This is a genomic window from Flavobacterium branchiophilum FL-15, assembly GCF_000253275.1.
GTDB lineage: Bacteria > Bacteroidota > Bacteroidia > Flavobacteriales > Flavobacteriaceae > Flavobacterium > Flavobacterium branchiophilum.
Window position 1 is genome coordinate 1,244,935 of record NC_016001.1, and the last position, 14,759, is coordinate 1,259,693.

12 protein-coding genes and 1 tRNA gene are annotated in these 14,759 nt (G+C 33.6%); 8 read left to right on the forward strand and 5 right to left on the reverse strand.

Annotated features, from left to right (window positions below):
- Window positions 1–100: 100 nt before the first annotated feature.
- The 4 genes from FBFL15_RS05345 to FBFL15_RS05360 all read right to left on the reverse strand — a co-directional run bounded on the left by FBFL15_RS05345 (window position 101) and on the right by FBFL15_RS05360 (window position 3,663).
- Window positions 101–580 carry a hypothetical protein gene (locus tag FBFL15_RS05345; protein WP_014083622.1) on the reverse strand — a complete coding sequence of 160 codons (480 nt, stop codon included), beginning with the start codon at window positions 578–580 and terminating at the stop codon, window positions 101–103.
- A 284-nt stretch (window positions 581–864) separates the two neighbouring features.
- Window positions 865–1,500, reverse strand: coding sequence for a carbonate dehydratase (can, locus tag FBFL15_RS05350; protein WP_014083623.1), 636 nt, complete (start codon window positions 1,498–1,500; stop codon window positions 865–867).
- Between the two features lie 125 nt (window positions 1,501–1,625).
- Window positions 1,626–3,293: a SulP family inorganic anion transporter gene (locus FBFL15_RS05355; RefSeq protein WP_014083624.1), complete on the reverse strand. Its 1,668-nt coding sequence runs from the start codon at window positions 3,291–3,293 to the stop codon at window positions 1,626–1,628.
- Between the two features lie 97 nt (window positions 3,294–3,390).
- A complete protein-coding gene (locus FBFL15_RS05360; RefSeq protein ID WP_014083625.1) occupies window positions 3,391–3,663 on the reverse strand; it encodes a hypothetical protein in 273 nt (90 codons plus the stop codon).
- Between the two features lie 698 nt (window positions 3,664–4,361).
- Here FBFL15_RS05360 and FBFL15_RS05365 point away from each other — a divergent pair.
- From FBFL15_RS05365 to htpG, 3 genes are all read left to right on the forward strand, one after another.
- Window positions 4,362–5,372 (forward strand): porin, encoded by a 1,011-nt coding sequence (locus FBFL15_RS05365; RefSeq protein ID WP_014083626.1) that lies wholly within the window; start codon window positions 4,362–4,364, stop codon window positions 5,370–5,372.
- Between the two features lie 857 nt (window positions 5,373–6,229).
- Entirely contained in the window at window positions 6,230–7,582 is a 1,353-nt protein-coding gene (locus FBFL15_RS05375) for an NAD-dependent succinate-semialdehyde dehydrogenase (RefSeq protein WP_014083627.1), read from the forward strand.
- A 112-nt stretch (window positions 7,583–7,694) separates the two neighbouring features.
- Complete coding sequence (gene htpG / locus FBFL15_RS05380; RefSeq protein ID WP_014083628.1) at window positions 7,695–9,581, forward strand: molecular chaperone HtpG; 1,887 nt, start codon at window positions 7,695–7,697, stop codon at window positions 9,579–9,581.
- A gap of 211 nt (window positions 9,582–9,792) precedes the next feature.
- Here htpG and FBFL15_RS05385 read toward each other — a convergent pair.
- Window positions 9,793–9,866: transfer RNA gene (locus FBFL15_RS05385), tRNA-Met, on the reverse strand.
- Window positions 9,867–10,021: 155 nt separating this feature from the next.
- Between FBFL15_RS05385 and FBFL15_RS05390 the strand changes: the two genes are divergently transcribed.
- The 5 genes from FBFL15_RS05390 to FBFL15_RS05410 all read left to right on the forward strand — a co-directional run bounded on the left by FBFL15_RS05390 (window position 10,022) and on the right by FBFL15_RS05410 (window position 14,729).
- Entirely contained in the window at window positions 10,022–10,414 is a 393-nt protein-coding gene (locus tag FBFL15_RS05390; protein WP_014083629.1) for an START-like domain-containing protein, read from the forward strand.
- Between the two features lie 55 nt (window positions 10,415–10,469).
- Entirely contained in the window at window positions 10,470–11,321 is an 852-nt protein-coding gene (locus tag FBFL15_RS05395) for an aminotransferase class IV (protein ID WP_014083630.1), read from the forward strand.
- An 88-nt stretch (window positions 11,322–11,409) separates the two neighbouring features.
- Window positions 11,410–13,242 carry a DNA mismatch repair endonuclease MutL gene (gene mutL, locus FBFL15_RS05400; protein WP_014083631.1) on the forward strand — a complete coding sequence of 611 codons (1,833 nt, stop codon included), beginning with the start codon at window positions 11,410–11,412 and terminating at the stop codon, window positions 13,240–13,242.
- A gap of 6 nt (window positions 13,243–13,248) precedes the next feature.
- Window positions 13,249–13,851: a rhomboid family intramembrane serine protease gene (locus FBFL15_RS05405; protein ID WP_014083632.1), complete on the forward strand. Its 603-nt coding sequence runs from the start codon at window positions 13,249–13,251 to the stop codon at window positions 13,849–13,851.
- A gap of 23 nt (window positions 13,852–13,874) precedes the next feature.
- A complete protein-coding gene (locus tag FBFL15_RS05410; protein ID WP_014083633.1) occupies window positions 13,875–14,729 on the forward strand; it encodes a rhomboid family intramembrane serine protease in 855 nt (284 codons plus the stop codon).
- Window positions 14,730–14,759 lie beyond the last annotated feature (30 nt).

A 14,759-nucleotide genomic window follows, 5' to 3' on the forward strand; every position in this document is an offset into this window, starting at 1 on the left:
AATTAAGTGATGAAAATTGAAAAACGAACTATTGTTATTGGTACAAAAATAGAATTTTATAGCAAAAAAAAACACCCTTTATGGGCGTTTTTTTTGGGGTTTAATATCTAAATAACAGGGCTTTCACTTCGTCAAATGATTCTTCTATAATGCATACAAAAGGAGCATCATGAAGTTTTGCTTTTTCATGAAGTTTTGCGTGTTTCAATTTTGTAAAATCTGTATCAGAAATGCCTTTTGGTCTGCCTAAAAACACACTAATTGTTTGGTAAGGTGTTAAACCATGGGTTTCGGAACATTTGATAACTTTAGAAACGTTTTGTTTTTTAGGAGCATTCCATTCCATTTTTGTGGAAACATCGTGTGATTTTGATGTAGAAATATGGGTCAATGTAGCAACAGCAAAATTCGATATCACTTGATGTTCATTTTGGTTTGGCCATGTGTAATGAATCAAATTTTCATCGGTTTTGATGTAATTTATTAAAAATGTTTCACCATTATGTTTTTGAATTTGGTGTGTTTGTGCATATACATTACCAATAAATAATGCACAATAAAAGTAAAAAATATTTTTCATTTTTCGTATATTTATAGGGGTTAGTATTCAATTAAAATTCAAAATATTATGCAAATTACTATGTATTTTATACCAAATATATTTATAAAATAGTCCAAAGATGCGTAGTTATTTTTTAGAAAAAATTTTCAAAAAAAATTGTTGCATAGCTGGGCTACGGAACTATTTTTTTTTAATAATTTTAGCAAAAAAGAACAAGTAGATTGGACTATTTTATATGTATATTTGGTATTATATAGATTCAAACATTAAAATTATTTAGGAAAAAAACAAGAAATAATCTGTTAAAATTGCAGTTGATACACTTTATCTAAATCTTTTTCTGAAGATAAATTAACTTGCAAGTCTGTAACAAAACCTGAGTTTAGCCCATATACCCATCCGTGTAATGTTAGGTCTTGTCCTTTTCTCCAGGCTGCTTGCACAATAGAAGTTTTGGCCAAATCAAAAACTTGTTCTTTGATATTGATTTCTACAAATTTATTAAATCTTTCTTCTTCATTGACTATAGAGTCTAAATATTGACGATGTAGCCTATATACATCTTTGATATGCCGTATCCAATTGTCAATAATTCCAATAGAACCGTTGCCCAAAGCTGCCTTAATACCACCACAACCGTAATGGCCACACACCAAAACATGTTTGACTTTCAGTACATTTACGGCATAATCCAATACACTTAGCATATTCATATCAGAATGAATTACCATATTGGCAATGTTTCTATGTACAAAAACATCGCCTGGTTTTGCTCCAATAATTTCGTTTGCGGGTACTCGGCTATCCGAACAACCAATCCACAAAAGCTGCGGATTTTGGCCTTTTGCTAAATCTTCAAAATAATTGGGATCAGCTTTCAACGAATTTTCAACCCATTCTTTATTTTTATCTAATATTTTTTTATAGTATTCTGTCATTTTGTTTTTTTTATTTTGTTTTTAAATATAATTAAATAGTTTATGGTAAATTTACAATATTTTTTTGAAATAATTCGTATTATTTTATTTTAAATAAAAAATAATTAAATTTTACTCGTAACCATTTATTGTTTTGTTTGTTGTTGATCTATATCAAATCTTTTTACCTCTTTTTGAACCATTACTTTATTTAATTCGTCATAATGATGTTCTATTGTAACATGATTGTCATGATTGTTTTCTAATTGATATGCTTTTTTGAAATTTCGAAGTTTTACTTTGATATGTAATTCTTTAGATCGTATAGACTTAAACTCTTTAATCAAATCTAAAATATCATGTGCAATATAAATGGTGTCTTTTGCATCAATGATTACTTTTGAATTTTCGGGTATCGATTTTAGTGTTTCCTTGATTGCGGCTTTATTCAAAAATGAAACTTCTTGTGCCAAATCAATATGGATAACATCGCCATCGGCATATTCCTCTTTTCTAAAATTGTAGGCTCTTTTCAAATTGCCTTTCAATACAAAAATAATACTAATGATCATTCCAAGTGCCACTCCTTTTAACAAGTCAGTAAAAACTACTGCTACAAAGGTTGCTATGAAAGGGGCAAATTGGTATTTACCTTTTTCCCAAAAATGGATAAATGTACTTGGTTTTGCCAATTTGTACCCTACCAAAAGTAGTACAGCTGCCAATGTAGCCAAAGGTATTTTATTTAATATGCTAGGAATTGCTAAAACACTAATCAACAATAACACACCATGTATGATAGCAGATAATTTTGATTTGGCTCCCGCAGTACTATTGGCAGACGAACGCACTACTACCGACGTCATGGGCAAACCACCAATGAAGCCACTCAATATATTGCCAATTCCTTGTGCTTTGAGTTCTATATTGGTATCAGTATATCTTTTTTGAACATCCATTCTGTCGGCGGCCTCAATGCACAATAAGGTTTCAATAGAGGCTACAATAGCAATAGTAAGTCCCAAAAGCCAAACGGCGGGATTCATAAATCCTGTTAAATTGGGTTGTACAAATATATTTTTAAAATCATTAATCGAATTTGGTATTGGCAATGCTACTAAATGTTCCGATTTTATGGCCAAGGAACTAGCGGTTTGGATAAATATTTCGTTGATCAATATACCGCAAATAACAGCCACTAAGGCTCCTGGAATAAGCTTCAATTTTTTAAGGAATGGAATTTTGTCCCATGCTATTAAAATAGCCAATGACACGAGTGTAATAATTATGGCTCCCAATTGAACATAATTTAATACATGAAACAATGAATCTAAAGTGTTGCCTCCATCTTTTTGCAAAAATGATTGATCGCCTTCAAAATCATTATCATAACCAAAAGCGTGCGGCAGTTGTTTCAAAATAATAATGACACCAATCCCAGCTAACATTCCTTCAATAACATTTGTGGGAAAATAATTTGAAATACTTCCTGCTTTGATAAAACCTAATGCCAATTGTAGCAGACCCGCTATCAATACCGCAGTCAAAAATAAATCAAATGCTCCCAAATCGGTTATGCCCTTCAATACAATGGCAGTCAATCCTGCCGCTGGACCGGATACACTAATATGGGATTGACTTAAAAAACCGACTACGATACCGCCAATGATACCCGATAATATTCCTGAAAATAAAGGTGCACCAGAGGCCATTGCTATTCCTAAGCATAATGGTAATGCTACCAAAAAAACCACCAAACCCGATGCAAAATCAGCATTTAGTGTAGAAAAAAAGTTGTTATTTGTTTTAGACATGTGTTGTTTTAAATTTTTTTTAAATAAATAATAGCCCATGGAAAGTAATTTCCATGAAAAATTAAAGCAGTAATTTGCTTGTTTGATTATATTTAATTTAAAACAACTCTGGTGGCGGTATGTTTATAGCAATATAGATTTGCTCATGCTTTGTTTGCGATACTTTTATTTGTGTTTTTTTCTTGGTAAAAGTATGAAATAATAGGGGCAAAAATGGCTCCGAAAATAAAGCTATAAAGGCTTCCTTCTTTACTTGCTCTTCTTCCGATAGATCATCCATATAGGTACAATCCACCGATTTCTTAATTACACTAATTATTGTAGGTGTAATTAAAAAAAACAAGAAAAATATAAGTAATATTTTGGCCATTTTTTTCATATCGCTAAAATACAATTTTGGTAGTGTTTTAAAGCATTTTTTTTGAAATTAACATTTTATTAACATATTTTTTAATTTTTAAGCACCTTTCGTTATGTCGTTCTAAAATAGTCAAAATACTTATCTCACTTTGCCTCTATGTGTCTTTACATGAAATAGGCCTTTTATATTAAGGTCATTCAATTTTTATAACGTTTCAAAAATGTAGCTTTAAGGGGGCTTTCGTTTAGGTTAAATTTTTGTAATCCAATAATATGTTTTCACAATTTACTTTTCGTGTTATCAAAAGGGTTTATTTCATGCTGTTTTTAGCATGTTTTACCCCCAATAATGAATATACATCAATTATTTAAAAAATAAAAAAAATAAGTTTTTAGTAAAATAAACAATAAAAATAGGGGGGTCTTGCTAAATTTGGTGTAATTTTAACAAACTACCCATTAAAAAATAATGGTATGATTGATTTTTAGTTAAGAATGCCGCAAAAAACAAGATTAAAAAAAATACATTAATCAATATATCGACTGCCAATTTTCGATTTCATAAAAGTGATTTCAAAATCAAAAAAAAGTTCTATTCAAGCCATTTATTTCACAAAAACTAAATAATTTTGTCCAAAGAAAAATTAAATATATTTATTAAATTCTTACAATTAAAACACAACAAAGTCTAACTAAAAAAAATGCACCATGAAAAAAACACTGTTCTCATTCTTATTTTTGGCCACTACTATTTTTACCAATGCCCAAGATACACCCTTAGAAATTTCTGGTTCGGCCGATATTTATTATAAATATGATTTTTCTAAGACGGCCAACATACCTACAAGCTTTGCAACCGATCAAAATTCAGTTTCCCTAGGCATGTTAGACGTTGTATTGAAAAAGAAAACAGGCAAAACGTCTTTCGTTGGCGAAGTGTCTTTTGGTCCTCGTGGCACTGGCCAATCCATACCAGATGTAGCGGGCCAGTCTTTTCATATTCAAAATTTGTATGCTACGTATGCAGCCTCCGAAAAATGGACGCTAACCGCAGGATATATGGCCACTTATATTGGATACGAAGTCATTTCGCCGCTAACAAATTTCAATTATTCTACCTCTTATTTGTTTACAAACGGCCCTTTTCAAAATGCAGGAATCAAAGCTACCTATACGGTGTCTTCCAAAATTACCCTAATGGGAGGGTTGTTCAACGACCAATGGAATACATACCAAGCAACCCCAAAATTTGGACTAAATGCCTTGGGAGCTCAAATTTCTTGGAATCCAAAAGAAGGATTATTTGCTTACTTCAATGTATTATCAGGCTCTGTTAGTGGCACAATTTTAGACCTAACGGCAGCATACCAAATCAATTCAAAAATCAAATTAGGTTTCAATGCTACCAATTTCAATGGCCCAGACGACCAAACGGGGTATTCAGGTTTTGCAATATACCCAACCTACAACATTACTAAGGCATTTGGTTTAGGACTTCGTGCGGAATCATTTAAAGCAAAAACCAATAGCAATTATGCCGCTGTTGGCAACGGAAGTGTAACAGCTTTCACTCTTTCTGGAAATTACAAATCAGGCAACCTAACTTTTATTCCCGAAATCAGATTAGACAACGCAAACAACCCAAATTTTGTTACCTCAGCCGGAAACCCAACTAAAACAGCCTCTCAACTTACTATGGCACTAGTTTACGGTTTCTAATCCATATCAAATATAACAATCTGAAAAACAGCAAAATACTTTTATTTTGCTGTTTTTTTTTTATCCCATATTACGCATTAGACTTCAGCATGAAATCTAATACCAAATATATTTATAGAATAGCCCAAAGATGCGTAGTTATTTTTTAGAAAAAATTTTCAAGAAAAATCGTTGCATAGCTGGGCTACGGAACTATTTTTTTTGAATAATTTTAGCAAAAAAGAACAAGTATATTGGACTATTTTATATGTATATTTGGTATATAAATACAACTACGAAGCATATCACGGAACACCACTAAAAAATAAAATGAAGTAATAAAAATAAGTACTCACGTACTTTTTAAAATTTTAGAATATTTTAAAAAGAAGACATCGTAGATTGATAAACACCAAAAAGCAATATTTAATGAGTGAATAAAGTGCTTGTTTTTTAAATAGTTTTAGATTGCAATAAATTTCTAATGCTCAATTTGGTTTAAATAGGAATAACCAATTTATACAGATTCAATTAGAGTAACTCCTAAAATAATTTAACTTCAAATCAGTTTTAAATAAATTTCATTTGAAACAAATATTTTTCAACTAACAAAGAATGTTTATTTTTTTACAACTACAATTTTCTATATAAGGGCGTGCCCCTCCGCAAGCTACGGGTCGGGCTATTCGTTCCAATCTTTTTTTGGGTTTTTGCGGGGTAAAAAAAAACCCGCAAAAACCCAAAAAAAGGATTTCCACTGCTATCCCTCACGCAAAACAACTGCAATTAGCAACCAATATTTTAATCAAATCTCTTGATACTATCCTTTTTTTTTATAATATTGTACCCTGTTCAAAAACCAAACAAAACCTATTGCAATGACTTTTAAATCTACCAATCCTTATACAAACGCCACCATTTCCGAACATGAAATACTAACCCAAAACCAGTTGCAACAGCACCTTCTATGGGCCACAAAGGCTTTTGATGCTTGGAAAAACACTACTTTTGATGAAAGGGCTTACAAAATGAAAAAAGTTGCCGAAATACTTAGAGCCAATATAAACGAATGGTCCTTATTGATAACCAACGAAATGGGCAAAATTTTGTCAGAATCCAAAGCCGAAATAGAAAAATCTGCCGCCAATTGCGATTTTTATGCTGAAAATGCAGAACAAATGCTAAAAGACAAACCCTATAACACCCCTTTCTACAGCCGATCGGTGTATGACCCAACAGGTGCAGTTTTTGCCATTATGCCATGGAATTATCCTTTTTGGCAAGTTTTTCGATATGCAGCTCCTGCAATAATGTCAGGAAACGTAACGCTTCTCAAACATGCACCAAATGTCATTGGGTGTGCAAAAGCTATTGAAAATATTTTTTTGGAAGCGGGTTTTCCAAAAGGAGTTTTCCAGCAACTAACCATAGATGTCCCACAAATAGAAAATGTCATGGCTTCAAATATTGTACAAGGTGTTACTTTTACAGGCAGCGAAAGGGCGGGTGTTGCAGTAGCAACTTTGGCAGCAAAACACCTCAAAAAAACTGTACTAGAAATGGGGGGCTCTGATGCGTTTATTGTACTAAAAGATGCCGATTTGGAAAAAGCAGCCACAGTTGCCACCCAATCCCGAATGATCAATGCCGGGCAGGCCTGTATTTGTGCCAAAAGATGTATTGTAGTGCCAGAAATTGCAGATGATTTTGCTCATCTATTTGAAATGAAAATCCAACAACTCACGCAAGGAAACCCCTTACTCGAAAACACCTCAATAGGTCCATTAGCCCGATTGGATATTGCCAACAATCTGCGTTTTCAACTCCAACAATCGCTGCAACAAGGTGCTCAATTAATTACGGGAGGCAACAGCGATTCTTGTCATTTTCAACCCACATTGTTAGACAACGTAACCGACTCAAACATAGCTTTTCAGCAAGAAACTTTTGGCCCTTTAGCCACAATTATTAGAGCCACAAACGAACAAAATGCTATCGATTTAGCCAACAACCACCGCTACGGATTGGCTGCCTCAATATGGACAAAAGATACTGAAAAAGCTTATTATTTAGCCCGAAAAATGGAAGCAGGAAATGTTTTTGTCAATTCAATGGTTCGTTCAGATTCAAGAATACCTTTTGGAGGCATCAAAAAATCAGGATATGGCAAAGAACTAGCAAGCATTGGCATCAAAGAATTTATGAACATCAAATCCATCATCATAGAGTAGGGGAGTATCTTGGAACAAATACTTTTCTGTCATTTTGTCATAAATATTATTTTGGTACTTAATTTGAAATACCAGTTTCAAATAAACAATTTAACTTAAAAAAAATAGTACTATGACAACAGGAAAAATTAATGTTTCGGTAGAAAACATCTTCCCATTGATCAAAAAATTTCTATACAGCGACCACGAAATATTTTTGAGAGAGCTGATTTCAAACGGAACAGATGCTACCTTAAAATTAAAGCATTTAACCAGTATTGGCGAAGCAAAAGTGGAATATGGCAACCCTATTATCGAAATAAAAGTAGATAAAGAGGCCAAAAAAATCCATATTATCGACCAAGGTATTGGTATGACCGCCAGCGAAGTAGAAAAATACATCAACCAAGTGGCTTTTTCGGGTGCCGAAGAGTTTTTGGACAAATACAAAGATGCTGCAAAAGACTCTGGTATTATTGGCCATTTTGGTTTAGGATTTTACTCTGCTTTTATGGTTGCCGAAAAAGTTGAAATTTTTACTAAATCATACAAAGACGAACCTGCCGCTCACTGGACTTGCGATGGAAGCCCAGAATTTACCCTTGTTCCACACGATAAAAACACAAGAGGTACAGAAATTGTTTTGCACGTAGCCGAAGATGCTTTGGAATTTTTAGATGATGCCAAAATTGCAGGTTTATTGAACAAATACAATAAATTTATGCCTATTCCAATTAAATTTGGAACTAAAAAAGAAGCACTCCCAAAACCAGATGACGCTCCTGAAGATTACAAAACCGAATTTGTTGAGGTAGATAACTTTATCAACAATCCAAATCCGGCTTGGACCAAGTCGCCTGCTGATTTGAAAGACGAAGATTATAAAAATTTCTACCGAGAATTGTATCCTATGCAATTTGAAGACCCTTTGTTCAATATTCATTTGAATGTTGATTATCCGTTTAATCTTACAGGAATACTGTTTTTCCCAAAGTTGGGTGCCGATTTACAAATTCAAAAAGATAAAATACAGCTATATCAAAACCAAGTTTATGTAACGGATAACGTGGAAGGTATAGTTCCTGAATTTTTAATGATGCTAAGAGGGGTTGTAGATTCGCCAGATATTCCTTTAAATGTGTCTCGTTCGGGACTTCAAGCCGACGGTGCTGTTAAAAAAATAGCAAACTATATTACCCGCAAAGTGGCCGACAAACTCAAATCGTTATTCAATGAAAATAGAGCCGATTTTGAACAAAAATGGAACGATATAAAAATTGTTTTGGAATATGGTATGCTTTCTGAAGATAAGTTTTATGAAAAATCGGGTGCCTTTGTATTGTATCCTACCGTAGATGACACTTATTTTACCTTGGACGAACTGAAAGAAAAACTAAAGGAAAAACAAACCGACAAAGACGGTAAACTCATTGTGTTGTATGCGGCCAACAAAGAAGCTCAACATTCTTATATAGCAACTGCAAAAGACAAAGGTTACGAGGTGCTATTGCTCGATTCGCCTATTATTTCTCACTTAATTCAAAAATTAGAAAACGATAATAAAGACCTTTCTTTTGTTCGAGTTGATGCCGATCATATCGACAATTTAATCAAAAAAGACGAAACAAGTATTTCAAAATTGAGCGACACCGAAAAAGAAACTCTTAAAACTGCCCTCGAAGCCATTGTACCCAAACAAACTTATACCGTTCAATTGGAGGCATTAGATAGTCAAGCGGCTCCTTTTATCATTACACAACCCGAGTTTATGCGACGCATGAAAGAAATGAGTCAAACTGGTGGTGGCGGTATGTTTGGAATGGGCAACTTTCCTGAAATGTATAATTTAGTTGTCAATACCAATGCCGATTTGGCCAATGTGATATTACATACTACAGATCAAGAAAAACAGCAAATCCTTGTCAATCAAGCTCTTGACTTGGCCAAACTGTCTCAAAACTTATTAAAAGGCGAAGCTTTGACAGCTTTTGTAAAACGTAGTTTTGAATTGATTAAATAGAATATTGACTATTCAAAATAAAAGGCTGTTCCAATTGTTTTGGGACAGCCTTTTTGATTTTATTTCGTAATGTTCAAGAGATTTGTTTTTCTCACATTTTCAAAAACATATTCTTTTCTATATTCATTTTTAATTTTAAGGGATAAAGAAGCCATAAAAAAACGGTTTAAAACTAGGTTTAAACCGCATAAACATTGACTTTTTACATTTGTAGCGAGGACGGGAGTTGAACCCGTGACCTCAGGGTTATGAATCCTGCGCTCTAACCAACTGAGCTACCTCGCCTGGACTATTAAAACACTATATTGTTTTAATTCGGGTGCAAAGATACTATTTTTTTTGTATGAAACAAATAAATTTGCAACAAAAAAAATATTTTTTGAAAAAGGCTTTTTTTTGAAAAAAAATATTTATATTTCGCCCAAAATTATTTGATTACAATGAACCCAAAACTACGTTACGAATTAGAATTGTCTATTAATGCTTCGCCACAATTGCTCTACCAATACATTTCAACACCTTCGGGTTTGTCTGAATGGTTTGCAGATAATGTGCATTCTAGAGGCGAATACTTTACATTTATATGGGATAGTTCCGAAGAAAAAGCCCGATTGGCCTCCAAAAAAACAGGCGAAAGAGTAAAATTCAAATGGCTCGACGAACAAAACAAAGACACCGATTTGTTTTTTGAATTGAAAATTTTGGAAGACGAAATTACCAAAGATGTATCCATTTTAGTAACCGATTTTGCTTTTGAAGACGAAATTGAAGCCTCTAAACAATTGTGGCAAAATCAAATTGCCGACCTCAAACATGTGATAGGTTCGGTTTGATAGTTGCTTTTTTTATAGTACCTTTGCCTTAATTTTTAATTAAGAAAGGAATTTTATGGTCAATAGTAATGGAAATATTGTGGCTTCAAACAGCGAATTGTTGCATCAAAACAGGGCTTTTTTGTATGGAGATGCCGTTTTTGAAACCTTAAAAATAGTCAATCATAGTATATTATTTTGGGAAGATCATTATTTTAGACTAATGGCCACCATGCGCATTGTTAGGATGGAAATTCCTATGAATTTTACCATGGAATATCTTGAAAATCAAATTTTGAGTCTTGTTCAGACCAAAAACATTACTAATGCAGCAAGAGCCAGAATCACGGTTTATAGAGCGTCTCCTGGTTTTTATTTGCCCGAAACAAATGATGTTGGGTTTGTCATTCAAGTGGCCGAAATACCGCATAGTCAATACCAATGGAATTCGTCCAAATATGAAGTAGATTTGTATAAAGATTTTTATATATCTAAGCAATTGATTTCAAATTTAAAAACAACCAATAAAATCATCCATATTACGGGCAGTATTTATGCACAAGAAAACGATTTGGATAATTGCTTATTGCTCAACGAATCTAAACAGGTTACAGAGGCACTTCAAGGCAATGTTTTTGTATATATAAACCAAGTTTTGAAAACACCTCCATTGTCCGAAGGCTGTTTGAATGGTGTGATGCGAAAAAATATCATTTCATTGCTTCAAAAAAATCAATTGGTACCCATAGAAGAATCGCCAATATCTCCTTTTGAATTGCAAAAAGCTGATGAAATTTTCATTACAAACGTAGTTCAGGGCATCCAACCTATCACACATTATAGGAAAAAAACTTTTGGAAATTCGTTAGCAATCAGGCTAATAGAAATGCTAAACAACCATGTTCAAACACCATCAAAAGACGTGTAAATTTATTCCATAGTTTCTCTAATAGCTTCAAGCTTTTTTTCGATAAATTGTACTAAATTTGCCATTCTAAAAACAAAAAATATAAATCATGTCGAGCGTTATTCAATTACTTCCAGATCATGTGGCCAATCAAATTGCTGCTGGAGAGGTTGTGCAACGGCCAGCTTCGGTTGTAAAAGAACTTTTAGAAAATGCTGTAGATGCCAAAGCCTCAGACATCAAACTGATCATCAAAGAGGCTGGAAAAACATTAATTCAAGTGGTGGATAACGGACAAGGAATGAATGTTACCGATGCAAGAATGTGTTTTGAAAGACATGCAACATCTAAAATTCGATTGGCAGAAGATTTATTTTCCTTGCATACCAAGGGGTTTCGGGGCGAAGCTTTGGCCTCTATAGCAGCCATTGCTCATGTAGAGTTAAAAACAAAACCAGACCAAAACGAACTGGGTACACATATTATTATCGAAGGCAGTAAATTTATAGCACAAGAATCGGCGGTTTTGCCTATTGGCACTTCATTCGCAGTTAAAAATTTATTCTTTAACATACCTGCTCGAAGAAATTTTTTAAAATCAGATGTTATAGAACACCGTCATATTGTAGATGAGTTTCAGCGGGTTGCTATGGCCCATCCCAATATTCATTTTAGTTTTTTTCATAACGGTAGTGAATTGTACAATTTACCAAAATCAAATTTACGACAACGAATTGTTAATATTTTTGCAGGAAAAACAAACGAAAAATTAGTTCCTATTATTGAAGATACAGAAATTGTGTGTTTGCAAGGATTTGTTGCAAAACCAGAATATGCCAAAAAATCCAAAAACGAACAATTTTTCTTTGTGAACAACCGCTATATCAAAAGTGGTTATTTGCACCATGCAGTCATGTCGGCTTTTGAAGGACTTTTGCCCAATGGGGCTCAACCAAGTTATTTCATATATTTGGAGGTACCCCCACATTCTATTGATATCAATATCCATCCAACAAAAACCGAAATCAAATTTGACGACGAAAAGGCATTGTATGCCATTTTGCGATCGGCAATCAAGCACAGTTTAGGACAATTTAATGTGTCGCCCATTTTAGATTTTGAAAGGGATGCCAATTTGGACACGCCTTATCATTACAAAGATTTGGAAGCTCAAATCCCTACGGTTGAAATAGATAGCAATTATAACCCTTTTCAAAACAGCAATAAAACACAACCTCTTTTGCCCCTAAAAAGGCAAGTGGCTGCCAATTGGGAAAGTTTATACATTGGTACAACAGAGCAAGCTTTTGATAGTCATGCAATGCAATATGAAGAAGAAGAAGTAGCAGCCTCGTTGTTTGACGAGGATATTGCCGAAAAATCTTTGCAACTCACTTATCAATTAAATAAAAAATACATCATCAGTCCTCTAAAATCAGGTATGGTAATTGTAGATCAGCAAAGGGCCCATCAAAGAATATTATACGAAGAATTTCTGTCTAATATGACTGTAAATCAAGCAGCTAGCCAACAGTTGCTATTTCCATTAAATTTATTTTATTCTACAAATGAATTGACCATTTTGTCCGAAGTAAAACTTGCATTGCAACATTCAGGTTTTCTTTTTGATGAAAACGTAACAGACAGCGTGGTCATTTTAGGATTACCTGTCAATGTTTCCGAATCCGAAGCCTCCATCGTTTTGGAACAATTATTGCAAGATATGCAAAACGAAATACCCGAAAATAGTTTCAGTCAAAACGATTTGATTGCAAAATCAATGTCCAAAAGCTTGGGCATCAAAACAGGAAAATATTTAACAGAAAAAGAACAAGAAAATATCATCAATATGTTATTTGCTTGCAAAGAGCCCAACATGTCTCCTTTTAATAAACCAACATATATTACCATGAGAGTGGAAGATATTGATAAAAAATTTTAAAAAACTATGATGCCAATTACCGAAACCGTTAAACATTTGATCATCATCAATGTATTGATTTTTCTCTGTATGCTCTTGTCCATCTATCCACAAGCCTTGGAAGTATTTGGTTTATATGGATTTCAAGACCCCAATTTTAGGTGGTTTCAGTTGTTTACCAATATGTTTGTAAACGGCAATATATTACAAATATTATTCAACATGTACGCTTTGTATTCCTTAGGTTCAACCCTAGAACATTTTTGGGGACAACACAAATTCATGTTTTTCTATATTTCTTGTGGCATAGGAGCAGGACTTATTAGCAATGTCATCAATCAAGTCTTTCAAATCAATCCCATCTCGTTTGTATATGGATCTACAGGAGCTATTTTTGGATTGTTAATTGCCTTCGGATTCATGTTTCCCGAAGCGGGTTTGATGTTCTTTTTTATTCCATATCCCATAAAAGCGAAATATTTTATTCCAGGTATTATTGCGCTCGATTTGGTTTTTTCCTTCGGACTAGGACCCATCATCCATGGAGATGGTAGGTTTGAACATATTGGAGGGGCTTTAGTAGGATTTATCATGATGAGTTTTTGGAAAAAAAATCAATACAAAAATTAGAATTTCACCTAATAATCAACAGCATGAGTTCAATATTAAACGATTTGAAACACCAATACAATGTGGGCGGTTTTGCCCAACGATTGATATTTTGGAACATCGGTATTTTTATTATTTCGTTGTTTTTTATACAATCTAATTTTTTTGAAAACATTTTTGCCCTAAGTTCCAATCCTAAAAATTTAATCACAAAACCTTGGACAATAGTGAGTTATGGATTTTTCCATCACCAAATATTCGATTTAATTGTCAACATGCTTTTGCTACAATTTGCTTGCAGGTGGTTTACCACTTTTTTTAACGAAAAACAACTTCAAGGGTTGTATTTCTTAGGAATCGTATGTTCTGGAGCCTTTTTTATTTTGTGGTTCTATTTTCAAGGTATTTATTTTCAAATGGTTGGAGCCTCTGCCGCCATCATGACCATATTAATGGCCGCTACCGTATATGCACCGTTAGTGCCCATACCTGTTTTTTTTATCGGCAAATTAAAACTTTGGATGATCACAGCCACCATTATTTTGTTTGACCTACTAGCCCTAAAATCAGACAATATGGGGGGACATTTGTCTCATTTAGCAGGTGCATTTTTGGGATTTCTATTTGTCAAATTCATTCAAAATGGCACCGATTTGAGCCGTTGGTATAGCCTTTTATCAAACCAATTGAACATCCTTTTTGGCAAGTCTAAACCCAACCCTTTCCGAAAAATAGAACGCAATTACAACACTACAAGCACTGTACAAAAAAAGAATCCTACTATTGTAATCAAAGACCAACACCAACAACAAGTAGATGCCATTTTAGACAAAATTAGCTTATCGGGCTACGACAGCCTGTCGCAAGACGAAAAAGATTTTCTGTTCAAAATAAAGTAAATGCCACTAAAAGCATCCAAAATAAATCAG